General features: G+C 69.6%; 23 protein-coding genes. 10 read left to right on the forward strand and 13 right to left on the reverse strand.

Annotated elements, in window-relative coordinates; all coding sequences use genetic code 11:
• Positions 1–89: 89 nt before the first annotated feature.
• Both treZ and TSH58p_RS28325 read right to left on the reverse strand, forming a co-directional pair.
• Positions 90–5,729: a malto-oligosyltrehalose trehalohydrolase gene (gene treZ / locus TSH58p_RS28320; RefSeq protein WP_109068841.1), complete on the reverse strand. Its 5,640-nt coding sequence runs from the start codon at positions 5,727–5,729 to the stop codon at positions 90–92.
• A gap of 80 nt (positions 5,730–5,809) precedes the next feature.
• Entirely contained in the window at positions 5,810–6,124 is a 315-nt protein-coding gene (locus TSH58p_RS28325) for a hypothetical protein (RefSeq protein WP_035677092.1), read from the reverse strand.
• 353 nt (positions 6,125–6,477) lie between these two features.
• Between TSH58p_RS28325 and TSH58p_RS28330 the strand changes: the two genes are divergently transcribed.
• Together TSH58p_RS28330 and TSH58p_RS33735 are read left to right on the forward strand one after the other, a co-directional pair.
• The gene (locus tag TSH58p_RS28330; protein ID WP_109469592.1) at positions 6,478–6,912 is read left to right on the forward strand and encodes a DUF983 domain-containing protein; all 435 of its coding nucleotides are present in this window, start codon (positions 6,478–6,480) and stop codon (positions 6,910–6,912) included.
• 54 nt (positions 6,913–6,966) lie between these two features.
• Positions 6,967–7,107: a hypothetical protein gene (locus TSH58p_RS33735; RefSeq protein WP_199230275.1), complete on the forward strand. Its 141-nt coding sequence runs from the start codon at positions 6,967–6,969 to the stop codon at positions 7,105–7,107.
• 46 nt (positions 7,108–7,153) lie between these two features.
• Here the strand turns inward: TSH58p_RS33735 and TSH58p_RS28335 are convergent, their stop codons facing one another.
• The 7 genes from TSH58p_RS28335 to TSH58p_RS28360 form a co-directional block, all read right to left on the reverse strand.
• Positions 7,154–7,405, reverse strand: a complete 252-nt coding sequence (locus TSH58p_RS28335; RefSeq protein ID WP_109469593.1) for a hypothetical protein — start codon at positions 7,403–7,405, stop codon at positions 7,154–7,156.
• A gap of 113 nt (positions 7,406–7,518) precedes the next feature.
• A complete protein-coding gene (locus tag TSH58p_RS33740) occupies positions 7,519–7,674 on the reverse strand; it encodes a hypothetical protein (protein WP_014197509.1) in 156 nt (51 codons plus the stop codon).
• Between the two features lie 65 nt (positions 7,675–7,739).
• The gene (locus tag TSH58p_RS28340) at positions 7,740–8,918 is read right to left on the reverse strand and encodes an FAD-binding oxidoreductase (RefSeq protein WP_109469594.1); all 1,179 of its coding nucleotides are present in this window, start codon (positions 8,916–8,918) and stop codon (positions 7,740–7,742) included.
• 117 nt (positions 8,919–9,035) lie between these two features.
• A complete protein-coding gene (locus TSH58p_RS28345; protein WP_109469595.1) occupies positions 9,036–9,368 on the reverse strand; it encodes an HNH endonuclease in 333 nt (110 codons plus the stop codon).
• Between the two features lie 19 nt (positions 9,369–9,387).
• A complete protein-coding gene (locus tag TSH58p_RS28350) occupies positions 9,388–10,749 on the reverse strand; it encodes an ATP-binding protein (RefSeq protein ID WP_109469596.1) in 1,362 nt (453 codons plus the stop codon).
• A 48-nt stretch (positions 10,750–10,797) separates the two neighbouring features.
• Positions 10,798–11,496: a response regulator gene (locus TSH58p_RS28355; protein ID WP_109469624.1), complete on the reverse strand. Its 699-nt coding sequence runs from the start codon at positions 11,494–11,496 to the stop codon at positions 10,798–10,800.
• Positions 11,497–11,583: 87 nt separating this feature from the next.
• Entirely contained in the window at positions 11,584–13,737 is a 2,154-nt protein-coding gene (locus tag TSH58p_RS28360; RefSeq protein ID WP_109469597.1) for an ATP-binding protein, read from the reverse strand.
• A 323-nt stretch (positions 13,738–14,060) separates the two neighbouring features.
• On the opposite strand from TSH58p_RS28360, the gene TSH58p_RS28365 reads away from it, so the two are divergent.
• Both TSH58p_RS28365 and TSH58p_RS33400 read left to right on the forward strand, forming a co-directional pair.
• Positions 14,061–14,267: a cold-shock protein gene (locus TSH58p_RS28365; RefSeq protein ID WP_014197503.1), complete on the forward strand. Its 207-nt coding sequence runs from the start codon at positions 14,061–14,063 to the stop codon at positions 14,265–14,267.
• Positions 14,268–14,436: 169 nt separating this feature from the next.
• Positions 14,437–14,697, forward strand: coding sequence for a hypothetical protein (locus TSH58p_RS33400; RefSeq protein ID WP_158282662.1), 261 nt, complete (start codon positions 14,437–14,439; stop codon positions 14,695–14,697).
• A 38-nt stretch (positions 14,698–14,735) separates the two neighbouring features.
• Here TSH58p_RS33400 and TSH58p_RS28375 read toward each other — a convergent pair whose 3' ends face one another.
• Complete coding sequence (locus TSH58p_RS28375) at positions 14,736–15,248, reverse strand: MarR family winged helix-turn-helix transcriptional regulator (protein ID WP_035676767.1); 513 nt, start codon at positions 15,246–15,248, stop codon at positions 14,736–14,738.
• A gap of 140 nt (positions 15,249–15,388) precedes the next feature.
• On the opposite strand from TSH58p_RS28375, the gene TSH58p_RS28380 reads away from it, so the two are divergent.
• From TSH58p_RS28380 to TSH58p_RS28400, 5 genes are all read left to right on the forward strand, one after another.
• Positions 15,389–16,261: a branched-chain amino acid aminotransferase gene (locus TSH58p_RS28380; protein ID WP_109072493.1), complete on the forward strand. Its 873-nt coding sequence runs from the start codon at positions 15,389–15,391 to the stop codon at positions 16,259–16,261.
• A 212-nt stretch (positions 16,262–16,473) separates the two neighbouring features.
• A complete protein-coding gene (gene uvrB, locus TSH58p_RS28385) occupies positions 16,474–18,612 on the forward strand; it encodes an excinuclease ABC subunit UvrB (protein ID WP_109072492.1) in 2,139 nt (712 codons plus the stop codon).
• A gap of 104 nt (positions 18,613–18,716) precedes the next feature.
• Positions 18,717–18,980 carry a neuropeptide-like protein 29 gene (locus TSH58p_RS28390; protein WP_109072491.1) on the forward strand — a complete coding sequence of 88 codons (264 nt, stop codon included), beginning with the start codon at positions 18,717–18,719 and terminating at the stop codon, positions 18,978–18,980.
• A 148-nt stretch (positions 18,981–19,128) separates the two neighbouring features.
• A complete protein-coding gene (locus TSH58p_RS28395; protein WP_109072490.1) occupies positions 19,129–20,241 on the forward strand; it encodes a DUF2336 domain-containing protein in 1,113 nt (370 codons plus the stop codon).
• A 222-nt stretch (positions 20,242–20,463) separates the two neighbouring features.
• Positions 20,464–21,768, forward strand: a complete 1,305-nt coding sequence (locus tag TSH58p_RS28400) for an MFS transporter (RefSeq protein ID WP_199230237.1) — start codon at positions 20,464–20,466, stop codon at positions 21,766–21,768.
• Between the two features lie 23 nt (positions 21,769–21,791).
• On the opposite strand, the gene TSH58p_RS28405 is transcribed toward TSH58p_RS28400, so the two are convergent.
• The 3 genes from TSH58p_RS28405 to TSH58p_RS28415 all read right to left on the reverse strand — a co-directional run bounded on the left by TSH58p_RS28405 (position 21,792) and on the right by TSH58p_RS28415 (position 25,342).
• Entirely contained in the window at positions 21,792–23,039 is a 1,248-nt protein-coding gene (locus TSH58p_RS28405) for a hybrid sensor histidine kinase/response regulator (RefSeq protein WP_109072489.1), read from the reverse strand.
• 204 nt (positions 23,040–23,243) lie between these two features.
• The gene (locus TSH58p_RS28410) at positions 23,244–23,693 is read right to left on the reverse strand and encodes a DNA polymerase III subunit chi (protein ID WP_109072488.1); all 450 of its coding nucleotides are present in this window, start codon (positions 23,691–23,693) and stop codon (positions 23,244–23,246) included.
• Between the two features lie 146 nt (positions 23,694–23,839).
• Positions 23,840–25,342 carry a leucyl aminopeptidase gene (locus tag TSH58p_RS28415; protein WP_109072487.1) on the reverse strand — a complete coding sequence of 501 codons (1,503 nt, stop codon included), beginning with the start codon at positions 25,340–25,342 and terminating at the stop codon, positions 23,840–23,842.
• 225 nt (positions 25,343–25,567) lie between these two features.
• Between TSH58p_RS28415 and lptG the strand changes: the two genes are divergently transcribed.
• Positions 25,568–26,662, forward strand: a complete 1,095-nt coding sequence (gene lptG / locus TSH58p_RS28420) for an LPS export ABC transporter permease LptG (RefSeq protein ID WP_109072486.1) — start codon at positions 25,568–25,570, stop codon at positions 26,660–26,662.
• Positions 26,663–26,675: the final 13 nt, after the last annotated feature.

Here is a 26,675-nt window from a genome sequence, read left to right on the forward strand (position 1 = left end):
CTATGAAGGGCGTTCCCTCTCCCCTCCGGGGAGAGGGGAGGGTGAGGGGGGTGAGTGTGTGCCGGACGTTCGGGAGTTGCGGGACCCCCTCACCCCAACCCCCTCCCCGGAGGGGAGAGGGGGCTTTCAGGCTTTCTTCCATCGGCCACCGCGGCCGGGCGGGCGGCGGCCATGATGGCGGCGATGGCGCCGGCCTGCGGGCAGTCGGCCATGTCCTCCAGCGCGAGGCGCAGCTTGCGGCGCCAGTTGGGGTACTGGTCCACCGTGCCGGGCAGGTTCACCTGCTCCAGCTCGGCGGTCAGGTCGTCCATCTGGACCATGGCGATGGCCGAGCCGGTGCGGGCCAGGAAGGCGTGCACCGCGTGGCCCAGCGCCTCGCCGTAGGGGCTGTCGGGGCCGAAGCTGGCGGGCAGCGGCAGGAAGGCGTCGGCCAGGGCTTCCAGCAGGCGGGCGCGTTCGGCCATGCGGCGGTCGCGCTGGCGCTCCGCCTCGCCCTCCGCCGGGTAGAGGCCGCGCTCCTCCTTCAGCGTGATGTCGTGCCCCTCCCACCAGCCGCGCAGGGTGGCGAGGTCGTGGCTGCCCACCGTGGCGAGCGCCGCGTAGGGGTAGTCGTCGGGGCCGCGGAAGCCGCCGTCCTCGGTCCATTCGAAGAACATCACCCGGTAACTCAGGACACCCGCCTCCGCCATGCGCTCCCGGAACCCCTCGGGCACCGTGCCCAGGTCCTCGCCGACGACGAGGCAACGGTTGCGCTGGCTCTCCAGGGCCAGGATTCCGAGGAGGTCGTCCATCGGGTAGGCGACATAGGCCCCTTCGGAGGGCGGGTGCCCCTCCGGTATCCAGTAGACATGCTGGAGCGCCATGGCGTGATCGATGCGCAGCGCCCCGGCGTGGCGCATGTTGGCGCGCAGAAGCTCGATGAAGCGGGCGTAGCCGCCCTCGCGCAGCGCGTGGGGGTGGAAGGGTGGCAGGCCCCAGTCCTGCCCCGCCGGGTTGAACAGGTCGGGCGGGGCGCCGACATGGGCCTTGGCCACCACCACATGCGGGTCGGCCCAGGTCTCCGCCCCGCCGCTGTCCGCCCCGACGGCGAGGTCGCGGAAGAAACCGACGGCCATGCCGCGCTCCCGCGCCCGCTCCGCCGCCGCCTGCAACTGGCTGTCGGCCAGCCATTGCAGCCAGACGAAGAAGTCGATGCGCTCCCGCCGCTCCTCGGCGAAGCGGCGGACGGCGGGGGAGGCGGCGTCCCGATACTCCTCCGGCCAGCGGCGCCAGTCGGGCGCGCCGTCCCTGGCGAAACGCTCGCGCAGCGCCTGGAAGGTGCAGAAGCGCTCCAGCCCCTCGCCCAGCTCGTCCCGGAAGGCGGCGAGCGCCCGACGCCGCTCCTTGCTGCCCTCCGCCTGGAAATGGGCGAACAGACGTTCCAGGATCGGCAGCTTCAGCGCCGCCACGGCGGCGTAATCGACCAGCGGTGCGGCCTCCGCCGCCCGCACCGCGCTGAGGAAGCCCTCATCCGCGATCCGGTCGCGGGTCTCGGCGCAGCCCATCAGTTCGGGGACCGCCAGCACGTCGATGTAGAGCGGGTTGAGGAACAGGCGGCTGGCCGGGGAATAGGGGCTGGCCTGGTCCGGCTGGTCGAGGAACAGGGCGTGCAGCGGGTTCAGCCCGACGATGCCCGCCCCGCGGGCCGCCGCCATCTCCGCGACGTTGACGAGGTCGCCGAAATCGCCGATCCCCCAATCGCCGGCGCAGCGCAGGGCGTAGAGCTGCACCGACAGGCCCCAGATCCGCTCGCCCATCTGGAGCGGGGCCGGCAGGTGGCAGGTGGCGGGAGCGGCGATGACCGTCGTCTCCAGGCCGGGATGCTCCGCCCGCAGACCCTCGACGTCGAGCCGCAGCCGGTGATAGCCGGGCGCGGGGGCCGCGCCGAGGTCGAGGCGCCGCACCTCGAAGCGCTGCTCACCCAGGCCCGCCTTGCGGACCAGCGGCAGATCGCCGCAATCGGCCTCGCCGCTCCGGTCGCCCCCCTCCTCCAGCGCCAGGGTCCAGCGCAGCGCGCCGCTGCCCTCCGGCAGGGTGACGGTGACGGAGAAGGGCGGGCGGTCGATGCGCAGCACCGCCACCGGGGGCAGGGGGCGGGCCAGCTCGCGCCGGTCCAAGGCCTCAAGCGCCTGTTCCGGGTCGTCGGCGTCCACCTCCATGGCGGACAGCAGGGCGCGGATGGTGTCCTCCGACGCCTGGATGGTCTCGCCCGACGCGCCGGTGTAGTGCGTCTCGATCCCCATCCGCTCGCCGAGCCGGTCGAGCGCCGTCGTCTCCTCGATGGTCCACAGGACGGACAGCGGCGCCATGGTCCCAGCATCAAGGCCGTCACCTTCGGTCCACAGCACGCGGCCCACGGCCTCGCCCATGCCCGTCACCGGCGCGTCGGACAGGTTGGCGAGCAGGTGCAGGCGGCTGCCGTCGCCCAGCCGCCAGGAGACGCGGATGCCCCGCCCGTCGATCACCTCGTGGCTGGACGCTCCGCCGGGCGCGTTCTCCAGCCGCGGCGCGATCTCCTTGTGGCGCACCGCCAGGATGCGGCGGTACCAGTCCAGCCATTCCCCATGCTCGCCCGTGTCGCGGTCGTCCCAATCGAGCTTGGCCGACTGGAAGGTCTCGGGCGCGGTCGGGTCGGGAATGCGGTCGCGCACCGCCGGGTCCTGGAATTCGGGGAACTTGGCGAACTCCTCCCGCCGGCCGTTGCGGACCGCCTCGGCCAGTTCGTCGGCGAAGTCGCAGAAGAAGGGGAAGGGGCGGTCGGAGGCCCATTCCTCGCCCATGAACAGCATCGGGATGCCCGGCCCCAGCAGATAGAGCGCGGTCGCCGCCCGCACCGCCTCGGGCCGCGAGAAGCGGGTGATCCGCTCCCCGAAGGCGCGGTTGCCGATCTGGTCGTGGTTCTGGATGAAGGTGACGAAGGCGGTGGGCGGCAGATGCGCCGACGGCTCGCCGCGCGCCTCGCCGCCGCGGTAGGTGGAGGCGTGCCCCTGGAAGGCGAAGCCCTCGGCCATGGCGCGGGCCAGCTTCACCGCGTCGCCGGCGTAGTCGGCGTAATAGCCGCCGTCCTCGCCGGACGCCCAGACATGCAGGCAATGGTGCAGGTCGTCGTTCCACTGCGCGGTGTGCCAGCGCGGGTCGCCCTCCGGGTGGCGCTCCAGCAGATGGGCTTCGTTCTCGTCGTTCTCCAGAACGAGATGGACATGGCGGCGGCAGCGCACGGCGTCCTGAACGCGCTCCGCCAACTCCTGCAGGAACAGCTTGTCGCTGTCGTCGAGGATGGCGTGGACCGCGTCGAAGCGCAGCCCGTCCATGTGGAACTCCTCGATCCAATAGAGCGCGTTGTGGATGAAATAGTCGCGCACGGTGGCGTTGCGCGGCCCGTCCACATTGATCGCGTCGCCCCAGGGCGTCTTGTGCCGGTCGGTGAAGAAGGCCTTGGCGTAGGCGTGGAGGTAGTTCCCGTCCGGCCCGAAATGGTTGTAGACGACGTCGAGGAAGACCATCAGCCCCTTGGCGTGGGCGGCGTCCACCAGCGCCTTCAGATCCTCCGGGCGGCCGTAGGCGGCGTCCGGGGCGTAGGGCAGCACCCCGTCATAGCCCCAGTTGCGGGCACCGGGGAAATCGGCCACCGGCAGCAGCTCGATGGCGGTGACGCCCAATTCCACGAGATGGTCGAGCTTGGCGATGGCGGCGCGGAAGGTGCCTTCCCCGGTGAAGGTGCCGACATGCAGCTCGTACAGCACCGTCTCGTGCCAGGGGCGCCCGGTCCAGGCGGCGTCGGTCCAGCGGAAGACGGTGGGGTCGATCACCTCGCTCGGCCCGTGCACGTCCTCCGGCTGGTGGCGGGAGGCCGGGTCGGGCACGCGCAGACCGTCGGGAAGCTCGAACTGGTAGCGGCTGCCCGCCTGGGCCTGGGCGGTGGTCCATTCGAACCAGCCGTCGGGCCGCCGGACCATGGGCAGCAGGGCGTGGGTGTCCTCCAGCCACAGCGACACCTGCTCCGTGCCCGGCGCCCACAGGCTGAAGCGGACGGAGCCGTCGGGCTGCACCTGCGCGCCGAAGGGCATGGCGTGGGCGCGCGCCTCGCCGAAGCGGGTGGCGCCGGGAGCGGCCAGTCCGACCGGGCCGGACGCGCGGTCGGCCACCTCCGGCCCGGCGTCGGCGCCGAGGATGCCGATGGCCCCGGCCAGCGGGATGGCCAGCCAGTCGGGCCGGTTCGCCAGCTCGTAGCCGATCTCGTAGAGGGCCTTTTCCAGCAGGAAGAGTTTCAAAAGCTGCGTGGCGGTGGCCGCGTCGGCGGGCCAGCCCGGGCAATCGCCGATGGCCTCGCGGTAGCCGGCGACGAAGGCGGCGGCCGCCTCGCCCTCCCACCAGTTCAGCCAGGCGGTGCGGGCGCCGCGCGCCGTCTCGTCCAACTCGTCCGGCAGGGCGGCCCGCGCCCCGGCGGCGGCGTAGGTGATGGAGCGCAGCATCCCCGCCACGTCGCGCAGGATGCAGTGCTTGGCCCGCCGTTCGGCCAGCGGGCGCATCGGCTCGCCCTCGAAATCGACGATGAACAGGTCGTCCTTGCCGGCCAGAACCTGCCCCAGGTGATAGTCGCCGTGCAGCCGCATGGCGTGGAAGTCGCCGCGCGGCGGCGTCAGCGTCTCGATCTGGCGCATCACCGTGGCCTCGCTGTCGGCCAGGGAGGCGGCGTAGGGGGCGACGTCGGCGTTCAGCCGCGGGGCGGCCTCGCGCAGCTGGCCCAGGACGCGGCGGGCGAGGGTGCGCACCCCGTCCGCCCAGCCCGTCAGCATGGCGGGAGTCACCGGCTCCGGCGTGAAGGCGTCGCCGCCGCCGGGGGTGGCGAGCGCCCGGTGCATTTCCGCCGTGCGGCGCCCCAGCCGGCGCATGAAGGTCATCAGGGCGACGTCGTCCGCCGTCTCGTCGTCGAAGCGTTCGACGCGCTCCGCCAGGGCGGCGGTGACGTGGCTCCAGGCGTCGCGGGCGTCGGGGACCAGCTCCTGCAGGATGCACAGGGTGGCGGCCTCGCCGTCGCCCGTGCGCTCCACCCAGCCGAGCAGGGCGGGGGTGTTGCGGAAGTTGGCGACCTCGGTCAGGAAACGCCCGACCTCCAACTCCGGATGGGTGCCGGATTCCAGCTTGCGCAGCCCCTTCAGGATCGCCGCGTCGCCGACGCGGATGGAGGTGTTGGACTGCTCCACCCCCGTCCAGCGCAGCGGGGCGCCGCCGCCCAGCGCGCCCTTCACGGTGTCGAGTGCGCGGCTCTGCCCGAAACGCAGGCCGCCGGTCTCCCCGCCCTTGCGGATGCCGTCGAGGAGGGCGCGCACCACCTCCTCGTCGCCGTAGCCGTCGCGCAGGCTGCCCGGCCAGGGAAGCGCCTCGGCGCCGGCGATGGAGAAGGGATCGGCGGTGTCGGCCTTGCCGTCGCGGTTGAGCACCAGGGGAAGCTGGTAGAGCTGAGGCTCGCGCCCCGGCGCCTCCACCCGCAACAGGCAGAGCTGGGCGGAGCCGGAGGCCAGCGGAAGCGGCAGCGCATCGACGATGCGCACGGTGGGCGTGCCGGCGTCCTTGGCGGCGTACCAGCGCCGTCCGGTCAGGAAGCCGGGAAGCAGTTTGTCCTGAAGCAGGGACAGGGCCTCGCCCTCGATGGGGCCGGAAAAAGCGTTCGATTTGGGCGCTGTCGGCAAGACACGTCTCCCCTGTTGGGCGGCACGGCTCGCACAACAACCGGGGCGGTTCGGTGTTCCTCCCGCCTAACCGTAGGTGGCTAGCCGTCGGACATGCGCGGATGGTGGGGCAGGCGGCCCAGCCGACCGATCCGTTCGGCCAGTTGCAACGCTTCGACCACGTCGTCGAGCCGCCCGCACTGCATCAGCGTGTGGGCGTGGGTGTTGAGCGCGGCGACCACCGCGCGTTCGTCGGACACGCCATCGGCCGGGCGCCCGTCGCGGTCGAGGATGACCGCGCCGAGCGCGGCCAGCGCCTCCGCCGACAGGTTCACGGCGTCGAGCATCGCCGCGTCGTCCTTCTCCGCGGCGTTCAGCACGGGTTCCAGCACCTCGGCCAGCAACCGGGGATTCATGAAGGCACGCTCCTGACGGCATCTGTGCTTTGAAACACAAAACATGGCCCGTTGTGCCGCCGCCGCAAGCCGATGCCCCGTCAACTGAACGGGAGGTAGAGGCGCTTTGCGCTTCCCAAATCCCCCCTCCCGGAGGGGAAAGGGACTCCGAATCCTGTCTGACGGCTGGGAAGGCGCGGGCAGGCCTGCACCGGCGCACAGCTGTTGGCCGTGTCCCCGGCCGCATCTCCCATTTTGTATGAATTCCGGCGGCGTATTGGATGCATTCAAATTGACATTGTCAGCCTTGATGGTGCATACGATCACGCATTGCATGCAGGCATTGCTTGCCATTGCCCTCGAAGGAACACGCGATGTCATCCGAACAGGAGTGGCCGCCTCTTCCCCCGTTCAGCACCGGCGTGCGTGGTCGCTGCCCACGCTGCGGCCGGGGGCATCTGTTCAACGGCTTCCTGGCGCTGCGCTCCCACTGCGAGGTCTGTGGTCTGGACCACTCCTACGCCGATCCGGCCGACGGCCCCGCCTTCTTCGTCATCTGCTTCGCCTCCATTCCCACGGTCATCCTGGCGCTCTGGATCGAGGTAAGGTTCGAGGCCCCTTACTGGGTGCACCTCGTCACGACCCTGCCGTTCCTGTTGCTGACCTGTGTGCCGCCCTTGCGGCCGTTGAAGGGTTGGCTGGTGGCCAGCCAGTACGTCTACAAGGCCGAGGAAGCCCGTTTCGTTGCCGCCCCGCCCACCCACCCGTCTGCGGCCCCGCCCGCAGACAAAATCTCGCGCTCGACCTGACTGTCGTCAGGTTTCCTTGACGATAGACGGTGTCATAGCCTGGAGATGTTCAAGATGTACGACTGGTTCCCTCTGGTCTTCTTCCCATTCAAGATCATCGTTTTGGGAACGGGAATGTTCTTCGCCATCAAGTGGCATCACGACAAGGCCAAGCAGGAAAAGGCGAAGAAGGCCAACGACACCAGCGCGCCGTAAGCGCCCGCCGAACACAGCGGCCGCCATCGCAGGCATCGGACAGGGACTACGCCTCCAGGATGGATTCGACCTCGGACAGGTCGCTCAGGCGGCGGGCCAGCTTGTCCGTGCACTGGATTTCCAGGATGCCGAAGCCGGCGTTGGGCGCGATCGCGTGAAGGTCGCCGGCCATGCCGTTCTGGCTGGCGAAGCGCTTGAGACGCTCCACCATGGCGTCGCGCTCGGACCGGCCCGGACGCAGGCCGGGCAGAGGGCGGGTGAACAGGACCTTGTAGCGTTTGAACATGGCGTGAGCCATGGGATGGGCTCCCGGCCTGGGTGGGGATGGACGCGCCAGGGGGTTTGGCACGTCCACCCCCGCCGGTGCAAGCCCTTCGGGCCGGCGTCAGTCCCCAGCGTCAGTCGCCAGCGTCAGTCCTTGGTCGGCTCCACATTCTCGGCGCCCTTGCGGGTGCCGCCGAAGCGGTCGGCGCCCTTGGCGTCGGGGGCGTCCGGCTTCTTGTGGTTGCCGGTGTTCTGCTGGTCGTCGGTGTGCTTGACGGTCTCTTCGGTGTGGGGCTGCTTCATGGCGGGGCCTCTTGCTCCGTTCGGAAAGGTCACCCCATCAACCGGCCGGGCTCGCGCCCGTTCCATCAGATCACATTCGTCTCCAACAGGGGACGGTTCTCCACCAGACGGTCGTAGGCGAAGGCCGACAGGTTCAGGCTGCGGTAGGCGCCGGTCGCGATCAGCTCCGCCAGCCCGCGCCCGGCGCCCGGCGCCTGTTGCAGGCCATGGCCGCTGAAGCCGTTGCAGAACAGGAAGTTGCGAAGCTCCGGATGCGGCCCGATGACGGCGTTCTGGTCGATCTCGTTGTATTCGTAGAAGCCGGCCCAGGCGTTGGTGACCTTGATCGCCTCGAAGGCGGGAACGCGCTCGGCCAGCGCCGGCCACATCATCTCATCGAACAGGTCGTGCTCCACCGTCAGGTCGTCGGTGTCCGGGTCGCGGTCGGCGGGCGGCGGGGCGCCGCAGATGAACTGGTTGCCCTCCGGCCGGAACCACACGCCGGAGGGGTCGATGACCAGCGGGCAGCCGGGCAGCTCGTCGCGGCAGTCGAACACGAAGACGCAGCGCTTGCGCGCCGACACCGGCAGGTCGACCCCGGCCATGGTGGCGACGCGGCGGGCCTGCGGCCCGGCGGCGTTGACCGCCACCCCGCAGGACAGCCGCTGCCCGTCGGCCAGACGCACCGCGGTGACCTTGCCGTCGGCGGTGTCGACCCCCGCGACCTCTCCCGCGACCATGGCGACGCCCAGCGCCTTGGCCTTGCGGCGGAAGGCCTGCATCAGGCTGTAGCCGTCGAACCAGCCCTCCCCGGACAGGCCGAGCGAGCCCAGCGCGATCCCCTCCACCGACAGCCAGGGGAAGCGGGCGGCCAGTTCCTCCGGCGACAGCAGGGCGACGTCGGCGCCGCAGGAAAGCTGGATGGCGTTGTTCCGGCGCAGGATGTCCGCCCCCGCCCCGGTCGCCAGATAGAGATAGCCCGGCTCGCGCAGGCCCAGGTCCACCGGATCGCCGTCCACCGACAAATGGTCCGTCGCGTTGCGGATGAAGGACAGGCCGAACTGCGACAGGGCGATGTTCGCCGGTGTCGAGAACTGCTGGCGGATCGAACTGGCCGACAGGGCGGAGGAGGCGCGCTGGTAGGTCGGGTCCCGCTCCACCACCGCGACGCTGCCGCCGAAGCCGGGGTCGCTCGCCAGGAAATAGGCGACCGCGCAGCCCATCACACCACCGCCGACGATCACGACGTCGTACCGATCCGCCATCGAACGCTCCCGAATTAACCTTGTTTATCGTTCCCGTGATCGGGCCAGAAGGCGGGGCCGCCGTCAAGAGGGCTCGGGAGGCCCGGCGCTCACAGCCGGACGCTCACAGCCTGACGCTCACAGCCCGGCGATGGCGCGGGCGACGGTCATCCATTCGTCGCCCGGCTCGGCGTCGCGCAGGGCCAGCAACGGCGGCCAGACTCCCAATTGGCTGCGCCGGCGCTGGGTGACGAAGCGGTCGATCTCCTCCGCCGTCGGCAGGCGGTCGGCCTTGCGCTGGTTGCAGCGGCGGTGCGCCAGAACGACGTTCGGCGCGGCGTCGAGTCCACCATAGGCCAGCGGAATCAGATGGTCGAAGGTCGCCTTGGCCCCCACCGGCTCCCCGCAATGGAAGCAGCGCCCACCCTGCAGCACGTCCATGAGGCGGTACTCGTCGGGGCTGACGGGCATGGCGGGGACTCCAGGAGGTTCACACCGGCAGGCGGATCAGCACGCGCAGGCCGCCGTAGGGGCTGTCGCTGAGCGTGATGTCGCCGCCGTGGCTGCGGGCGACGTCGCGGGCGATGGTCAGCCCCAGCCCGGCGCCGCCGGTCGCCTGGTTGCGGGAGCTGTCCAGACGGAAGAAGGGTTTGAACACGTCGTCGCGGGAGACCTGGGGGATGCCCGGCCCGTCGTCGTCGACCAGGATGTCGATGAAGCCGTCCTCGCGCTCCGCCCGCACCCAGATGCGGTCGCCGTGGCGCCGCGCGTTGGACAGCAGGTTGGCGAGGCAGCGCCGCGTCGCGTTGGGGCGCAGCGGCAGGGTCAGCCCGTCCGGCGCGACCAGGGCGACCTCCGCCCCCTCGCGGCGGACGCCCGAGACCACCTCGTTCAGGATGCGGGTCAGGTCGGTCGGCTGGACGGCCTCCGTCCCCTCGCCGCGGGCGAAGGCCAGATAGCCCTCGATCATCGTCTCCATCTCGGTGACGTCGGTCAGAAGCTCTTCGACCTCCGGGCCGTCGCCGATCATGTCCAACGCCAGCTTCATGCGGGTCAGCGGCGTGCGCAGGTCGTGGCTGACGCCGGCCAGCATCTCCGTCCGCTGGGTGATCTGGCGGTGGATGCGCTCGCGCATGCGCAGGAAGGCGACGGCGGCCTGCCGCACCTCGGTCGCCCCCTCCGGCTTGAAGTTGCGCACGTCGCGCCCCTTGCCCAGCGCGTCCGCCGCGGCGGCCAGCCGCTTGATGGGGCGGATCTGGTTGCGCATGAAGATGATGGCGACGGTGAACAGCACCAGGGCCGAACCGACCATCCACAGGATGAAGATGTAGCTGGTCGGGCTGAACAGGCGGCGTTCCGGCGACATCACCGACAGCACGCCGTCCGGCATCTGCACGCGGATCTCGTACCATTCGCGGGTGATCCGGGTGTTGATGGCGAAGGGCCGCCGCACCCGCTCGTGCAGCGCCTTGCTGAGCGTGTTCTCCAGCATGCCGCGCAGCTTCGGCGGGTGGTCGGGCAGGGTGCTGCCGGGCTCCAGCGTCACGATCAGGTCGGTGCTGCGCGCGGTGGCGGCCAGCGTCCAGTTGCGCCCCTCCGGGGTCGGGTCGTGCTCCAGCATGCCGATGACCATGGCGATGTCGCCGGCCACCGCGAAGGCCAGCCGGTTCGTCATGGTGTCCCAATGCCGGTCGTAGAAGATCCAGGTCGCCACCGCCTGGGCCAGGATGACCGGCGTCACGATGATCAGCAGCGAGCGGCCGAACAGCGTCCGGGGCAGGAACCGCTTCAGCAGCCCCGTCTGCTCGCGGCGCGGCATCGGCATCGGTCCGGCGGCGGTGTCGGTGGTCATGGTCCTGGTCCTGGTGCTCTTGGTGCTCTGGGTGCTCCGGCGGCCCCGTTACGGGTCCGGCCTCAACACATAGCCCTCGCCGCGCACCGTGTGGAGGTAACGCGGCTCCCGCGGGTCGGGTTCGATCTTGCGGCGCAGGCGGGTCACCTGCACGTCGATGGTGCGGGCGTTGCCGGCGACCTTGCTGCGCTCCGTCAGCTCCTCGCGCGAGAAGATGGTGCCGGGGGAGGCGGCGAGCACGCGCAGCAGCCCGGCCTCCGCCGTGGTCAGGCGGACCACCTCCTCGCCCGCCCGCAGCTCGTCGCGGTCGGGCAGGTAGATCATCGGGCCGAGCTTCACCGGCTGCGGCGGCGCCGGGTCCGCCGGGCGGCTGGCCTGGCGGCGCAGGATCGAATTGATGCGCAGCAGCAGTTCGCGCGGGTTGAAGGGCTTGGCGAGGTAGTCGTCGGCCCCGGCCTCCAGCCCGGCGATGCGGTCGTCCGGCTCGCCCCGCGCGGTCAGCAGCAGGATCGGCAGGTCGCGCTCCCGCCGCAGCGATTCGGTCAGCTCCAGCCCGCTCTCGCCGGGCATCATGATGTCGAGGACCAGCAGGTCGAAGGCGAGCCCGGCCAGCTTGGCCCGCGCCTCCGCGGCGTCCTTCGCGGTGGCGACCAGGAAGCCGTTGCCGGCGAGATACTTGCGCAGCAGTTCGCGCAGACGGGTGTCGTCATCGACGACCAGGATGTGGGGCTGGTCTTCTTCGGTCATGGCGGGACTGTAGCGCAACCGGGCGCCGCGCACCAAGGGAAGCGGCGCCGGCCGGCCGGGGCATCGGGCCGCACGTCAGGCCCCGCCTCACGCTGCGGCATCGGCGCCCGCGGTCAGCTCCGCCAGGGTGGACAGGATGCGGTTGGGCGCGGCGGGTTTGGTCAGCACGAGGCAGCCCGCCTCCTTGGCGGCGCGCACCAGCTCGGCGGACAGTTCCCCGGTCAGCAGGATGGCCGGGATGTCCCGTCCCAACACCCCGCGAAGGGTCTGGATGCCGCTCAACCCGTCGGTGCCGCCGGGCAGCCGGTAGTCGCTGAGGATGGCCGAGGGGGCCTGGAGGGTCGCCTGGGCGGCGGCGAGGGCGGAATCGAAGCTGTCCGCCGCCATCACCCCGGCTCCGGCCTGCTCCAGCAGCAGGGTCAGGGAGCTGCGCTGCAGCGGATCGTCCTCGACCACCAGGACCCGCCGTCCCGACAGGCGCCCGGAGGCCTCGGCGGGGCGGGCCGGCGGGGCGGGGTCCGTCGATGAGGAAGCCGCCATCGGAGGCGGGCCGGCGGGGGTGGGAGCGCGGGGCAGGGTGACCGCGAAGACGGAGCCGCGGCCGACCCGCGACCGGACCTCCAGCGGATGGCCGAGCAGGCGGGCGGTGCGCTCCGCGATGGACAGGCCGAGGCCGGCGCCGCGCGACCCGTCGCGGGCGGGGTTGCCGATCTGGTAGAACTCCTCCCAGATCGTGCCCAGCTCCGCCTTGGCGATGCCCTGGCCGCTGTCCCAGATCTCCACCCGCAGACCGTCGCCGCGGGGCCGCACGCCGACGACCACGCCGCCGTGCGCCGTGTATTTGACGGCGTTGGACAGCAGGTTGCGCAGGATCGGCTGGAGCCGCGCGGGATCGCTGCGCACCCAGGCCCTGGTGGGCATCACGGTCAGCCGCAGGCCCTTGCCCTCGGCCTCCGCCCGCAGTTCGGCGGCGAGCTGGTCCAGCAGCGGGGCGAGCGGAAAGGCGCCGACCTCCACCGGCACCACGCCGGCCTCCAGCCGCGACAGGGTCAGCAGGTCGTCGAGCAGCCGCTGCCCGGCCTGGAGCGACGCGGAGGCCATGGCGCCGAGCTGCTGGAGCGTCGGGTTCGGCGCCTCCTTCAGCAGCAGCTCGTGGAAGGCGGCCAGACCCTGCAGGGGTTGGCGCAGGTCGTGGCTGACGGTCGCCAGCACCTTCATCTTGGCGAGGCTGGCCATCTCCGCGCTGCGCAGGGCCTTCTCCAGGTCGGCCGTGCGCTGGCGGACGCGCTCGTCCAGGCTCTGGTTGGCGCGCAGAAGCTCCGCCCGGACCGCATCCTCCCGCCGGGTGCCGGCAAGGGCGAAGACGAACAGCACCAACGCCCCGGTCAGGATGCCGCCGCTGATTGCCGCGGTCCACAGGGCGCGTTCCCGCCAGGGGGCCAGCACCTCGGCCAGGGGGCGGCTCGCCACCACCACGATCGGGAAGCCGGTCAGCATCCGCGCGGCGGTGATCTGCGAGCCTTCGACGATCGCCGGGCCGTCCGGCGGGTCCCAGGGCTGGGGCCAGGCGGTGCCGGGAGGCTCGACGGCGCTGTCCGGCGGCCATTCCGCCAGCTTTTCCTTGCCGCTGGTGAACAGGGCCAGACGCGCGCCTTCGCCCCAGCCGGCCTCCCCGTACATCTGCGAGAAATAGGTGTTCCGGATGCCCGCCACCGCGATCGCCCGCAGGGCGCCCTCCTCGTCGCGCAGGGCGCGGCTGATGGTGAAGCGCCCCTGGCTGATGCCGGGGCCGGACAGGGGAGAGCCGACATGGATATCCGGCGGCGGTCCCTGCGTGGCGTCCATATGGACACGGGCATAGTCCCGCTCCGACAGGTCGCGGGGCGGCGGCGGGTGTTCCGCGCTGTCCAGAAGCAGCCGGCCCTGCGCGTCGAGCGCCCAGACGCCGGCGATCTGCGGCAGGCGTTCGGTGCGGGCGCGCATCGCCGCCTGGATGCGCCGCCCTTCGGCGGGGTCGCCGCGGTCCCACCGCTCCAGCGTGTCCAGCAGCATGCGCAGTTGGGCGTCCCCCGCTTCAATGGCGCGGCTGGCGTGCTCGTCGAGAAGGTGGGCGGTCGCGGCGAATTCGCGGCGGGCCTGCTCCAGCGTGGCGTGGCGGTCGCGCGACACCGACAGGGCGGACACGCCGACGCACAAGGCGGCAAAGGTCAGGAAAGCGGCCACGAGATGGGCACGCTGCATGCCGCCGCTCCTTCACGAAAGCTAAGACAAAAGAATCGGGTTGCCAAAACTATGGGCTAAGCAACAAGCCGCGGACAACTCTGCCGAAGGGCAGGGCCGACTCCGACGAACGAGGCAAGAGTCGTGAGTCGAAACAAGTTCGCGGGGCTTTGTCCGAAGGGCTCGGGTTGCATCCCGGCCTTTCGATCCCCACATGAAAAGAGTCGAATTTCTTTGGGTCTACGGTCCGCTTGCAGATCGCTGCGTCTGGTCCTTCCCCTCGGTGATTTGATGTGAACCCGTGGCACGAGCGCCATGGGAAACCTCGTTCAAGGAACTACCAGATGGCTACTGGAACCGTGAAATGGTTCAACACCACCAAGGGCTACGGCTTCATCCAGCCGGATGACGGGACGGCCGACGTGTTCGTCCACATCTCCGCCGTTGAGCGGTCGGGCATCAACATTCATGAAGGCCAGAAGCTGTCCTACGAACTCCAGCGCGACCCCAAGAAGGGCAAGAGCGCCGCGGCCAACCTGAAGGAGGCGTGATTTTCAGCCCCGGTTTTTGCCGGGGCCGCCCGTTCAGGGGCCGCCCGTTCAAAGGCCGGTTGCCCCCAATCCTGTAACAGCCGCTTCACAAAAGAAACGCATGCTCCACGGACCGCCGGGACCGCCCGGATGGTGCCATGGGGCACGATGACGATCACAGGAGGCATGCATGGCATCCGATAACCGCAGCGCGGATCGGAATGATCTCGACTCCATGACCCGCGAGTTTCTTGCGAAGGGGGGTAAAATCGTTCAGTGCCCGCCGGGGTCCTCGGACAGCGTGGTGTACAAGCGCACGTCCTTCCGCCGCCGCGGCGCCGCGAACGCCGCGGCCAAGGACGGGGCGGAGGGCGCCGCCGGCACCCCGCCGGCGGATGCGGCTCCCGCCGCCGCCGCCGCCGAGCCGGCCCCGACCCCGGCCAAGGAGTGAGTTGACCGGGGGGTGACGACCGGTTTCCGGCCCGGTTCCTACCGCTTCACGGCGGCGAGCCGGGCCGGCACCGGGGGCGCGAACTTCACCCGGTCCTCCTCGTCCATCATGCCCAGCATCACCTTGCGGAAGCCTTCGACGGCCTCAGCCCCGGCCATGCGGTAGGCGCGGGCGATCCGCTGCCGCTGCGTTTCGGACAGCTGGCGCTCCAGCTCCACGCCCTTTTCCGTCAGTTCCAGCAGACGCTGCCGCCGGTCCCGCACGCCCGTCTGCTGCTGGATGAATTCCTGCCGGACCAGTTCCCCCAGCACGCGCGACAGGCTCTGCTTGGTGATCTTCAGGATCGCCAGAAGCTCCGACACGGTGATCTTCGGGTAACGCCCGACGAAATAGATGACGCGGTGGTGCGCCCGGCCGAAGCCGATCTGCGCCAGGATCTCGTCCGGCTCCGCGGTGAATTCCCGATAGGCGTAGAACAGCAGCTCCATGCCCGTGCGAAGTTCCTCCTCGCGCAGGAAAAGCTGGTTCACGCCCGCTTTTATGTCAGCCATGTTGACGTGATCGGTGCGATTCGTTACAAATGGGTCAATAAGCCAGACATAAACGAACAAAGGCCGCGAGACAAGCGCGGCTTTCGACAATTCCATTCCAAGTCCCGAGCAACGGGCCAAAGACCAAGGTGGGAGCCGCCATGTCCATCCTTCCCTTCGACGACCGCGACGGCGTGATCTGGTACGACGGCGCGCTGGTGCCGTGGCGCGACGCGAACCTGCACGTCCTGTCGCACGGCCTGCACTATGCGAGCTGCGTGTTCGAAGGCGAGCGCGTCTACAACGGCACGGTGTTCAAGCTGACCGAGCACAGCGAGCGTCTGGCCGCCTCGGCCCGCATCCTGGGCTTCGAGCTTCCCTATTCGGTGGCGGAGATCGACGCCGCGACGAACGAGACGGTGAAGGCGATGGGCTTCACCGACGCCTATGTCCGCCCGGTGGCGTGGCGCGGCAGCGAGATGATGGGCGTGGCGGCGCAGGCCAGCCGCATCCACGTCGCCATCGCCGTCTGGCAGTGGCCGAGCTACTTCAGCCCCGAGGCGAAGATGGCCGGCATCAAGCTGACCTGGGCGCCGTGGCGCCGCCCGGCCCCGGACACCGCCCCGACCGCGTCGAAGGCGGCGGGTCTCTACATGATCTGCACGCTCTCCAAGCACGCGGCCGAGGCCGAGGGCTATCAGGACGCGCTGATGCTCGACTACCGCGGCTATCTGGCCGAAGCGACCGGGGCGAACCTGTTCCTGGTGATGGACGGCAAGATCCACACGCCGAAGCCCGACTGCTTCCTGGACGGCATCACCCGCCGCACGGTGATCGACCTCGCCAAGGCCCGCGGCATCGAGGTGATCGAGCGTCACATCCAGCCCGACGAACTGGCGAACACCCAGGAGGTCTTCCTGACCGGTACCGCCGCGGAGGTGACCCCGGTCGGCCAGATCGGCGACCACCGCTTCACGCCGGGCCGCGTCTGCGAGACGCTGGTGAAGGACTACGACACGCTGGTGCGCGGGTAAGGAGCTCCCTCTTTTCCCTCCCCTGCGTAGTTCTCGCGCAAACCAGAGGTTTGCGCTGACGCGGCAGGCGGACCATCGGTCCGCTGAGAGCGGGGGAGGGCCAGGGAGGGGCAAGCGCGAGCAGCCTCCGGACAAGCCCACGCTCGACAGCGGGGGTGGGGTGGGCCATATACTCGGTTCCCGTTCCGTACCCCTGGCGCGAGCGTCCCCGCATGTCCCATCCCGTCCTGACCGCCCTCCCGCAGAAGTCCCTGCCCAAGCTGGAGGCCGGCAAGAAGTTCGAACTGGTGTCGGAGTTCAAACCCTCCGGCGACCAGCCGCGCGCCATCGGGGAGCTGACCGAGGGGCTGCGCGCGGGTGAGAAGGATCAGGTGCTGCTCGGCGTCACGGGGTCGGGCAAGACCTTCACCATGGCGCACGTCATCCAGCACGTCCAGCGTCCCACCCTGGTGCTTGCTCCGAACAAGACGCTGGCGGCGCAGCTCTATGGCGAGATGAAGTCCTTCTTCCCGAACAACGCGGTGGAATACTTCGTCTCCTACTACGACTACTACCAGCCGGAAGCCTACGTCCCGCGCACCGATACCTTCATCGAGAAGGAATCCTCGATCAACGAGCAGATCGACCGGATGCGCCACTCGGCGACGCGGGCGCTGCTGGAGCGGGACGACGTCATCATCGTGGCGTCGGTCTCCTGCATCTACGGCATCGGATCGGTCGAGACCTATTCGGAGATGACCGTCGATCTGCGCAAGGGCCAGATGGTCGCCCAGCCCGACCTGCTGCGCAAGCTGACCGAGCTTCAGTACAAGCGCAACGACGCGGCCTTCGGGCGCGGCCTGTTCCGGGTGCGCGGCGACACGGTGGAACTGTTCCCCGCCCATATGGAGGACCGCGCGTGGCGCATCTCGCTGTTCGGCGACGAGATCGAGGGCATCCATGAGATCGACCCGCTGACCGGCGAGAAGATCGCCTCGCTGGAAGCCGTGCGCATCTATCCCAACAGCCACTATGTGACGCCCAAGCCGACGCTCAACCAAGCCATCGAGCAGATCAAGCGCGAGCTGAAGCTGCGGCTGGAGGAGTTCAACGCCCAGGGAAAGCTGCTGGAGGCGCAGCGGCTGGAGCAGCGCACGACCTTCGACATCGAGATGATGGCGGCCACCGGCGCCTGCGCCGGCATCGAGAACTATTCCCGCTACCTGACCGGCCGCGCGGCGGGCGAGCCGCCGCCGACGCTGTTCGAGTATCTGCCGGGCGACGCGCTGCTGATCGTCGACGAGAGCCACGTCATGGTGCCGCAGATCGGCGGCATGTACCGCGGCGACCGGATGCGCAAGGAGACGCTGTCCGAATACGGCTTCCGCCTGCCCAGCGCCATGGACAACCGCCCGCTGAAGTTCGAGGAGTGGGAGGGCATGCGCCCGCAGACGGTGTTCGTCTCGGCCACCCCCGGACCGTGGGAGATGGAGCGCACCGGCGGCGTCTTCGCCGAGCAGGTGGTTCGCCCGACCGGCCTGATCGACCCGGAGGTGATCATCCGTCCCACCGAGACGCAGGTGGACGACCTGATCCACGAGTGCAAGGAGGTGGTGGCGAAGGGCAACCGCGTGCTGGTCACCACGCTGACCAAGAAGATGGCCGAGGCGCTGACCGAATACATGCACGAGGCGGGTCTGCGCGTGCGCTACATCCACTCCGACGTGGAGACGCTGGAGCGCATCGAGATCATCCGCGACCTGCGGCTCGGCGCCTACGACGTGCTGGTCGGCATCAACCTGCTGCGCGAGGGGCTGGACATCCCCGAATGCTCGCTGGTCGCCATCCTGGACGCCGACAAGGAGGGCTATCTGCGCTCCAAGACCTCGCTGATCCAGACCATCGGCCGCGCCGCGCGCAACATTGAGGGGCGGGCGATCCTCTACGCCGACAAGATCACCGCCTCCATGCAGTACGCCATCGACGAGACGGCGCGCCGCCGCGAGAAGCAGCGGGCCTACAATCTGGAGCACGGCATCACGCCGGAATCCGTGAAGAAGGCCATCGGCGACATCCTGGAGAGCGTGTACGAGCGCGGCGACCACGTCACCGTCAAGACCGGCCTGAACGCGACGGAGCTGGTCGGCCACAACCTGAAGTCGGTCATGGCCGACATCGAGAAGCGCATGAAGGCCGCCGCCGCCGACCTGGAGTTCGAGGAGGCCGCCCGCCTGCGCGACGAACTCCGCCGGCTGGAGGCGATGGACCTCGGGCTGGAGCAACCGGGCAGCATCGGCATCAGCTCCGCCCGCCAGGGCCGCGGCATTCCCGAAGGCGCTCCGAAGAAGCAGGGCCGCCGGGGACGGCGCTGACCGGGAGGGGCGGAGCCACGTCGGGAATAATGTCCCCGTCCCAAGCGTTCATCCTGCCAGTACGGTCCGTCCGCCGGGCCGCGATCCCTGGCACAGGAACGCCAATGACGACGCTCCGCTCGCTGTCCCTTCTGACCTTCGCCGCCCTTCTGCTGTCCGGCTGCTACGTTGCCGCCGGGGCTCCCGGTCCCGTCTATGGCTACGGACACCGGTCCTATGGCTACGGCTATTATGAGCGCCCGCAGTACCGCCATTACGGGCCGCCGCCCGTCGTGTATGGCCGCCCCCACTACGGCGGCTATTATGGTGGGTATCGCGGCGGCCATCATGGCGGCCCCCGTCACCATCACCGCCACGGAGGCTGGTGAGGAGCGGCCGGAACCGGCCCGTCGCCGGCAATCGTCGTTAACAAAGGCTCAATGCTTTGGTCCGATCATGACCTGAATACATTCGCTCCCGCTGATGCACGAATCCGAGGCACGGGAGCGAAGCAGGGCAGGAAAGGGTCGGGGACCCATGAGCGATCAACTCACCAAGGACGACGTGTCCAGACTGCTGTCGGACCCGTCGCCGAACAGCCGTTCCGAACTGGCGGTCAAGATCGCCAAGCAATTCTCCGCAACCGCCTTGTCGGACAGCGAGCGCCGGCTCGCCGAGGACATCATCCGCTTCATGGCGCGCGACGCCGTGGTGCGCGTGCGCCAGTCGCTGGCCGAGAACCTGAAGGCCAACCCGGCCCTGCCGCGCGACGTCGCGCTGATGCTGGCGCGCGACGTGGAGGCCGTGGCGATCCCGGTGCTCAGCGTCTCCACGGTGCTGACCGACGCCGACCTCGTCGAACTGGTGCGGACCGGCACGGACGCCAAGCACACCGCCATCGCGCAGCGCCCGGACCTGTCGGCCAGCGTCGCCGACGCGCTGATCGACACGGCGTCGGAAGGGGCGGTGGCCGTCCTGGTCGCCAACGAGAGCGCGGATCTCGGCGAGCGCACGCTAGGCCGGGTCATCGAGCGCTTCGCCGACAGCGAAACCGTGCAGGAGCCGCTGGTCCAGCGCGCCCGCCTGCCGATCACCATCGCCGAACGGCTGGTCGCCGTGGTCTCGGAAAAGCTCCAGCAGCATCTGGTGACCAACCACGACCTTCCGGCCAAGGTCGCCGCCGACCTGATCCTGCAGAGCCGCGAACGCGCCACCGTCGCCCTCTTCTCCGGGGAAAGCGACGAGGGCGCGCTGGAACGGCTGGTCGCGCAGCTGTCGCGCAGCGGTCGCCTGACCCCGTCGCTGCTGGTGCGGGCGCTGTGCATGGGCGACGCCGCCTTCTTCGAGACGGCCCTGTCCTATCTGGCCAACGTGCCGCTCACCAACGCCCGTCTGCTGATCCACGACGCCGGGCGGCTGGGCCTGAAGTCCATCTACGACAAGGCGAAGCAGCCGCCGGCCTTGCTGCCGGCCTGCCGGATCGCCTTGGACGTGCTGAAGGAAACCCCCTACGACGGCGAGGCGCACGACATCGAACGCCACCGCCGCCGGGTGATCGAGCGCATCCTCACCCAGTACGAGGATCTGGCGGCGGAGGATCTGGACTATCTGCTCGACAAGCTGGGCGACCTCATGCGTGTGGAAACGTAATAACGCCGGCGGCTTCGAAAATTGCTCGCCTTGCAGTTTTCGGTTGTTGTCTCGGGTGGCCCTGGCAACCCTTCATTTGTCGTGGCTTTGAGTTGATCTGATCGTCCGGCTTCGGTCACCTTGGGTGGCCGGTTCAACGGTGCCGTTTTTCGGTGCCCGCTGTTCCTAACCTTTGCTTCTGGCCGCGGATTGCTTCGCCAGAATCTTGGAAGGGAGACGCGGTTGCCTGAAGAGAGCAAGGAACGGGAGGCGGCGGTTCCGGATGGATCCGGTCGCGGCTTCCGGCCGGCGTCGCTGGACGCCGTGAATTTCCTGTTGGCGGACGTGCGGGGGGCGCTCGGCCCTTATCTCAATGTCTTCCTGGTGACCCAGCAGCATTGGAGCCAGTCGGAGGTCGGACTGGTGACCAGCCTCGCCGGCTGGCTCGGGCTTGCCGTGCAGACGCCGATCGGGGCGGCCATCGACGCCACCCACCGCAAGCGCGAGGCCATCGTCCTGGCGCTGGTCGTGCTGGGCGCGGGGGCGCTGTGCATCTACGCGTTCCCGCAATTCTGGCCGGTCCTGATCGCGAACACGCTGATCGCGGTGGTCGGGGACGTGTTCGGGCCGGCGGTGGCGGCCCTGACCCTCGGCCTCGTCCCGCAGCGCCTGCTCGCCCGCCGGATGGGGCGCAACGCCGCCTTCGACCACGCGGGCAACGTCGCCGTGGCGGCGCTCGCCGGGCTGGTCGGCTGGCTGTTCTCCCAGCAGGCCGTCTTTCTGCTGGTGCCGGTGTTCGCGGTCCTGTCGTCGCTCGCCGTCCTGTCGATTCCGGCCTCCGCCATCGACCAGCGCCGGGCGCGCGGGGTGGAGGCTTCGGCGGGTGAAGGGCCGGGCGACGGGGAAAAGGTGTCCGGCATGGGCATCCTGGTCCGTTGCCGGCCGCTGCTGATCTTCGGCAGTTGCGCCTTGCTGTTCCATTTCGCCAACGCGCCCCTGCTGCCGCTGGTCGGGCAGAAGCTGGCCGCGGCGCACCCGGAGTGGGCGACGGTCATGATGTCGTCCTGCATCATCGCCGCCCAGCTCGTCATGCTGCCCATCGCCATCCTGGTCGGGCGGACGGCGGACCGTCTGGGCCGCAAGCCGATCCTGCTGATCGGCTTCGCCATCCTGCCCCTGCGGGCCGTCCTCTACACCCTGTCGGACGACAGCGCCTGGCTGATCGGCGTCCAGCTTCTCGACGGAGTCGGCGCCGGCATCTTCACCGCCCTGACGCCGCTGGTGATCGCCGACCTGATGCGCGGCACCGGACGCTACAACCTCGCCTTCGGGGCGGTCGCCACGATGCAGGGGGTGGGGGCCTCGACCAGCGGCTTCGTCACCGGCGTGATCGTCGACCGTTTCGGCTATTCCGCCGCCTTCCTCACCGCCGGGGCGATGGCCCTGATCGCGCTGGCCGCTCTGTTCCTGGGCCTGCCGGAGACCGCGCCGGGCGGCCCCGCCGAATCCGAGGCGGGAGCGTTGGAGGAGCCCAGCCTTGCCGAATGACCCGTCCGTGAACGGGGACGCTTTCAGAAGGCCCGGGATTCCCTGAGGCCGGCGATGGGCGGGGCGGTCAGGCGCGCGGCGGGCAGGAGGATGGTCACGGTGGTGCCGCGTCCCGGCGCGCTGTCCAACTCCACGCTGCCGCCGTGCAGTTCGGCGAAGCGGCGGACGATGGGCAGGCCCAGCCCGATCCCCTCATGCTGGCGCACCAGGGAGCGCTCGCCCTGGATGAATGGGCGAAAGACCTGATCGGCGATCTCCAGCGGGATGCCGGGGCCGTCGTCATCGACGGTGATGGCGACCATCCCGCCCTGGAGGGCGATCCGCACCGTGACCCGCCCGCCCCGATGGCCGAACTTCACCGCGTTGTCCAGCAAATGGACGATCATCTCCCCCAGGCGGCGATGGTCGGCGCGCAAGGTGACCGGCGGTCCGGGCTGAAGCGTGATGGTCTGGGACTTGGCCCGCGCCTTGGCGCCGAGCAGTTCGATGCAGTGGATCAGCAGGCCAGGCAGGTCGATGGTCGACTCGGCGAGGTCGATGCCGCCGGAGCCGCGGGTGAAGTCCAGGATGTTGTTGACCATGCCGAGCAGCGCCTTGCCGCTCTCCTCGATCAGCCGGACGTAGTCCATGTAGTCGTCGTGGCCGAGCGGCCCGTGCGCCTCGCTGGAGAGAACCTCGGCGAAGCCGATGATGGCGTTGAGTGGGGTCCGCAGCTCGTGGCTGGTCACCGAGAGGAAGTCGAGCTTGGCCCGGTCGGCCTGCCGCGCCGCCTCCAGGGCGGCGCTGAGTTCGGCCGTGCGTTCCGACACGCGGCGCTCCAGCCCGCGGTTCTGCTCGGCCGCGCGCTGGTAGAGCTTGCGGATCTCCAGCACGCTGCGCACGCGGTGCAGCAGTTCCCAGGCGATGAAGGGCTTGGTGAGGAAGTCGTTGGCCCCCAGTTCCAGCGAGCGCCGCCGTGTCTCCTGGTCGGTGTGGGCCGTCAGCACCAGGATGGGCACGAGATCGTCGCCGTACAGGGCGTTGACGCGCTCCATCAGATCGAATCCGCTCATGTGCGGCATCCGGATGTCGATCAGCAGAAGGTCGAAGCGCTGCGCCTCGCACAGGGCGGGAACCCGGCGGGGGTCGGTTTCGCCCCGCACGGCGGTGTAGCCCTCGTGGGACAGGATGTCGCGCACCAGTTCGACGTTCGATGCGTTATCGTCGACGATCAGGATGGCGGCATCCTTGACGTCCCGCGCGAGCGTCGGGTCGAGAGCGCTGCGGGTCATGGCGGTGCCGCCGCTGCCCGTCCGACGCACCTTTGCATGCTGCCCTCCACCTGTGCGCCGCCACCCCGCGGGATTTTACGGGTTTTAGATTAACCTTGCGCACAGGAGACCCGTCAAGGCCGGCGGTGACAAATGAATGCAATATTGCGCTGCGTTAGCGGTATCAAACGAAGAATTCTTTAAATCCTACGACAGTAGTTGGTTTCAGGCGCGCTTTTCCCAACCGCCGCGGTCGTTTTGCTGCCAGTAGGTGAGGGCGTGTCCGGCGGCCTTGCAGATCTTCCAGCGCTCACGCGCCGCCAGCACGGCATCGCCGTCATTGCCGTCGAACAGGTCGCAGACGAGGTCGAAGGAACCCATCGCGGCGCTGGTCACCCCGTCCACCAGGATCAGCACGGTGGCCCCGTTGGGGTTCTCCTCGTCCGCGGTCAGCCAGACCGGCTGGTCGGCGGCGAAGCCGTCGCGCGCGGCGCCATGCGGCAGGAAGGAGGAGGGGTCGTAGGTCCACAAATGCTGATTGAGCGCGTCCACCCGCTCCGGCGAGCCGGCCAGGACGACGGCGCGCCAGCCGCGCTCCAGGACCTTTTCCAGGATCTTCGGCAACGCCTGTTCGAGCGTGCGCCGCTGGAGGTGATAGAAACGGACCTCGGTCATGGCCCCTCATGGAAATTTCCCTCCCCCCTCTGGGGCGAGGGTCAGGGTGAGGGGGATGTGCGTGTCGGTGCGTTCGGCAGAAGCGCACCCCCCTCACCCGCCCGCTTCGCGGGGCACCCTCTCTCCGGAGGAGAGAGGGTGAGAGCTTACTTGCCCTCGTGGTAGCTCGCCACGAAGCGGTCGAGCAGGCGGACGCCGAAGGCGGTGCCGCCCTTCGGGACGGTGGCCGTGTCCTTCTTCGACCAAGCGACGCCGGCGATGTCGATGTGCGCCCAGGGCAGGTCCTCGACGAAGCGCTTGAGGAACTGCGCGCCGACGATGCTGCCGGCCCCGCGGCCCGACCCGACGTTCTTCATGTCGGCGATGTCGGAGTTGATGTCCTTGTCGTAGGCGTCGCCCATCGGCAGCCGCCACAGCGGCTCGCCCACCGACTTGCCGGCGGCCAGCAGGTTCTCGGCCAGCCAGTCGTCGTTGGCGAACAGGCCGGCGTGCTCATGGCCCAGCGCGATGATGACCGCACCGGTCAGGGTGGCGAGGTCGACCAGCAGGCGCGGCTTGAAGGTCTCCTGCGCGTAGGTCAGGCAGTCGGCCAGGACGAGGCGGCCTTCCGCGTCGGTGTTGATCACCTCGATGGTCTGGCCGGACAGCGAGGTCACCACGTCGCCGGGGCGCTGCGCGGTGCCGGACGGCATGTTCTCCACGAGACCGACGATGCCGACGGCGTTGACCTTCGCCTTGCGGGCGGCGAGCGCGCGCATGGTGCCGATGACCACCGCGGCGCCGCCCATGTCCCACTTCATGTCCTCCATCCCGGCGGCGGGCTTGATGGAGATGCCGCCGGTGTCGAAGGTCACGCCCTTGCCGATGAAGGCGAGCGGCCGGCGGTCCTCGGCGTCGGGGGCGCCGTCCCAGCGCATCACGACGACGCGCGGCTCGAAGGCGCTGCCCTGGGCGACGCCGATCAGCGCGCCCATGCCGAGCTTCTTCAGCTTCTTGAGGTCCAGCACCTCGACCTGCAGGCCGACGTCGGTCAGGTCCTTGCAGCGGTCGGCGAGGCTTTCCGGGTTCAGGACGTTGGCCGGCTCCGACACCAGATCGCGGGTGTAGGCGACGGACTCGGCCAGCGGCTCCAGGCGGCCGTAGGCGCGCTTGGCGGTGTCCGGCTCCGCGGTCAGGACGATGATCTTCTTGAGGGAGGGCTTGGCCTCCTTCTTCTCGGTCGTCCGGTACTTGTCGAAGCGGTAGGAGCGGAGCTGCGCGCCGAAGGCCAGTTCCGCCGCGGCGTCGTCGGGCGCCACGGTGCCGCCGTCCGGCAGGTCGAGCAGGACGGACACCTCCGTCTCCCCCGACTTGTCCAGGGCCGCCACGATGGCGCCGCCGACGGCCTGGAGGGTGGCCTCCGACAGCTCCTCCCCCTTGCCGATGCCGACCAGGAGGACGCGGTCGAACTCGACCCCGGCGGGGGCGAGGATGGCCAGCGTCTCCTCCTTCTTGCCGGTGAAGCGGCTGGCCTTCATGGCGCGGGACAGCGTGCCGCCCGTCTTCTGGTCGAGATCCCGCCCCGCGGCGCCGAGCGCGCGATCGGTGGCGACGGTGACGGCGACGGTGCCGGACTTGGGCAGCGCGGGCTTCGCAAAGGCGAACTTCATCGGCTCCTCTCGGGCTCCTCTCGGCTGGGAAGGCGGGCGCGCAGGCGCCGGGGCGGGGGGATCGATCCGCAACCCCCCTGGGATAAAGACCTTCCCGTGCGCCCTGTCAAGGCGCGGACCGGTTGTTTCCCGCGCCCGTCCGCAGTACATAGCCCCGGCACGCCGTGGCGGAAGCCCCCGGCGCGCCGCGTACCGCCCGTCGATCGGCCGGGGAGGCCGGAGCCCATGTATTCATCCGCCACGCTGTCGCGCTACATCGGGCGCCAGTTCGTCACCTGGTTTCTGCTGCTGCTCGGCATCCTGCTGTCGATCATCCTGCTGCTCGACGTCGTGGAGCTGCTGCGCCGCGCCGGAACCAAGCCGGACATCACCTTCTGGCTGGTCCTGCGCATGGCCCTGCTGAAGCTTCCGGAGATCGGCCAGCAGATATTCCCCTTCGTGATCCTGTTCAGCGGCATGTTCACCTTCTGGCGGCTGACGCGCAGCGCGGAGCTGGTGGTGGCCCGTGCGGTCGGCGTCTCGGCGTGGCAGTTCCTGACCCCGGTGCTGATCGCCGCGCTGATGATCGGCGCCGTGAAGGTGACGATGATCAACCCGGTCGGCGCCGTCTTCATCGCCAAGTACAACCAGCTCCAGGACCGTTACCTGAAGCTGAAGTCGAGCAGCTTCGACGTCTCGCGCAGCGGCCTCTGGCTGCGCCAGCAGGAGGCGGGGGAGCAGTATTTCATCCACGCCGACGGGGTGAACCCGCTGTCCTTCGAGATGTCGCAGGTGATCGTCCTGCGCTTCGACACCAACATGACCTACATCGGCCGGGTGGACGCGCCGCGGGCCGTGCTGCGCGACCGGAAGTGGGAGTTGCAGGACGCGACGATCAACCTCGGCAAGAAGGAATCGGAGACGGTCCCGACCTACGTCATTCCGACGGAACTGAACCGGACCACCATCGAGGAGAGCTTCGCCGCGCCGGAGACGATCTCCTTCTGGGACCTGCCGCAGTTCATCCGCACGCTGGAGGCCACCGGCTTCCCGGCGGTCCGGCACCGGCTGCACTACCAGTCGCTGCTGTCGCAGCCCCTGCTTTATGTGGCGATGGTGCTGTTCGCCGCGGCCTTCTCGCTGCGGCTGCCGCGGCGCGGCGGCACCATGACGATGGTGTCCGGCGGCGTCCTGACCGGCTTCGTGCTGTTCGTGATGACCGACGTGATCCGCACCTTCGGCATCTCCGAAACCATCCCGCTGGCCATGGCGGCCTGGAGTCCGGCCTGCGTCAGCGTGCTGCTGGGCACCGCGGCGCTGCTGCATCTTGAGGACGGTTGACGCCGGGTCTGGA

Source organism: Azospirillum sp. TSH58 (genome assembly GCF_003119115.1).
Classification (GTDB): domain Bacteria; phylum Pseudomonadota; class Alphaproteobacteria; order Azospirillales; family Azospirillaceae; genus Azospirillum.

Excerpts from the sequence above, each read along its gene's own strand:
- TSH58p_RS28390 (WP_109072491.1), top strand. The coding sequence starts at position 18,717 with ATGACGACGCTCCGCTCGCTGTCCCTTCTGACCTTCGCCGCCCTTCTG.
- TSH58p_RS28355 (WP_109469624.1), bottom strand. The coding sequence starts at position 11,496 with ATGACCGAAGAAGACCAGCCCCACATCCTGGTCGTCGATGACGACACC.
- TSH58p_RS28365 (WP_014197503.1), top strand. The coding sequence starts at position 14,061 with ATGGCTACTGGAACCGTGAAATGGTTCAACACCACCAAGGGCTACGGC.
- TSH58p_RS28410 (WP_109072488.1), bottom strand. The coding sequence starts at position 23,693 with ATGACCGAGGTCCGTTTCTATCACCTCCAGCGGCGCACGCTCGAACAG.
- TSH58p_RS33740 (WP_014197509.1), bottom strand. The coding sequence starts at position 7,674 with ATGAAGCAGCCCCACACCGAAGAGACCGTCAAGCACACCGACGACCAG.
- TSH58p_RS28415 (WP_109072487.1), bottom strand. The coding sequence starts at position 25,342 with ATGAAGTTCGCCTTTGCGAAGCCCGCGCTGCCCAAGTCCGGCACCGTC.
- TSH58p_RS33735 (WP_199230275.1), top strand. The coding sequence starts at position 6,967 with ATGTACGACTGGTTCCCTCTGGTCTTCTTCCCATTCAAGATCATCGTT.
- TSH58p_RS28380 (WP_109072493.1), top strand. The coding sequence starts at position 15,389 with ATGTCCATCCTTCCCTTCGACGACCGCGACGGCGTGATCTGGTACGAC.
- TSH58p_RS28330 (WP_109469592.1), top strand. The coding sequence starts at position 6,478 with ATGTCATCCGAACAGGAGTGGCCGCCTCTTCCCCCGTTCAGCACCGGC.
- TSH58p_RS33400 (WP_158282662.1), top strand. The coding sequence starts at position 14,437 with ATGGCATCCGATAACCGCAGCGCGGATCGGAATGATCTCGACTCCATG.
- TSH58p_RS28325 (WP_035677092.1), bottom strand. The coding sequence starts at position 6,124 with ATGAATCCCCGGTTGCTGGCCGAGGTGCTGGAACCCGTGCTGAACGCC.
- TSH58p_RS28375 (WP_035676767.1), bottom strand. The coding sequence starts at position 15,248 with ATGGCTGACATAAAAGCGGGCGTGAACCAGCTTTTCCTGCGCGAGGAG.
- uvrB (WP_109072492.1), top strand. The coding sequence starts at position 16,474 with ATGTCCCATCCCGTCCTGACCGCCCTCCCGCAGAAGTCCCTGCCCAAG.
- TSH58p_RS28395 (WP_109072490.1), top strand. The coding sequence starts at position 19,129 with ATGAGCGATCAACTCACCAAGGACGACGTGTCCAGACTGCTGTCGGAC.
- TSH58p_RS28405 (WP_109072489.1), bottom strand. The coding sequence starts at position 23,039 with ATGACCCGCAGCGCTCTCGACCCGACGCTCGCGCGGGACGTCAAGGAT.
- TSH58p_RS28340 (WP_109469594.1), bottom strand. The coding sequence starts at position 8,918 with ATGGCGGATCGGTACGACGTCGTGATCGTCGGCGGTGGTGTGATGGGC.
- TSH58p_RS28335 (WP_109469593.1), bottom strand. The coding sequence starts at position 7,405 with ATGGCTCACGCCATGTTCAAACGCTACAAGGTCCTGTTCACCCGCCCT.
- lptG (WP_109072486.1), top strand. The coding sequence starts at position 25,568 with ATGTATTCATCCGCCACGCTGTCGCGCTACATCGGGCGCCAGTTCGTC.
- TSH58p_RS28345 (WP_109469595.1), bottom strand. The coding sequence starts at position 9,368 with ATGCCCGTCAGCCCCGACGAGTACCGCCTCATGGACGTGCTGCAGGGT.
- TSH58p_RS28350 (WP_109469596.1), bottom strand. The coding sequence starts at position 10,749 with ATGACCACCGACACCGCCGCCGGACCGATGCCGATGCCGCGCCGCGAG.
- TSH58p_RS28360 (WP_109469597.1), bottom strand. The coding sequence starts at position 13,737 with ATGCAGCGTGCCCATCTCGTGGCCGCTTTCCTGACCTTTGCCGCCTTG.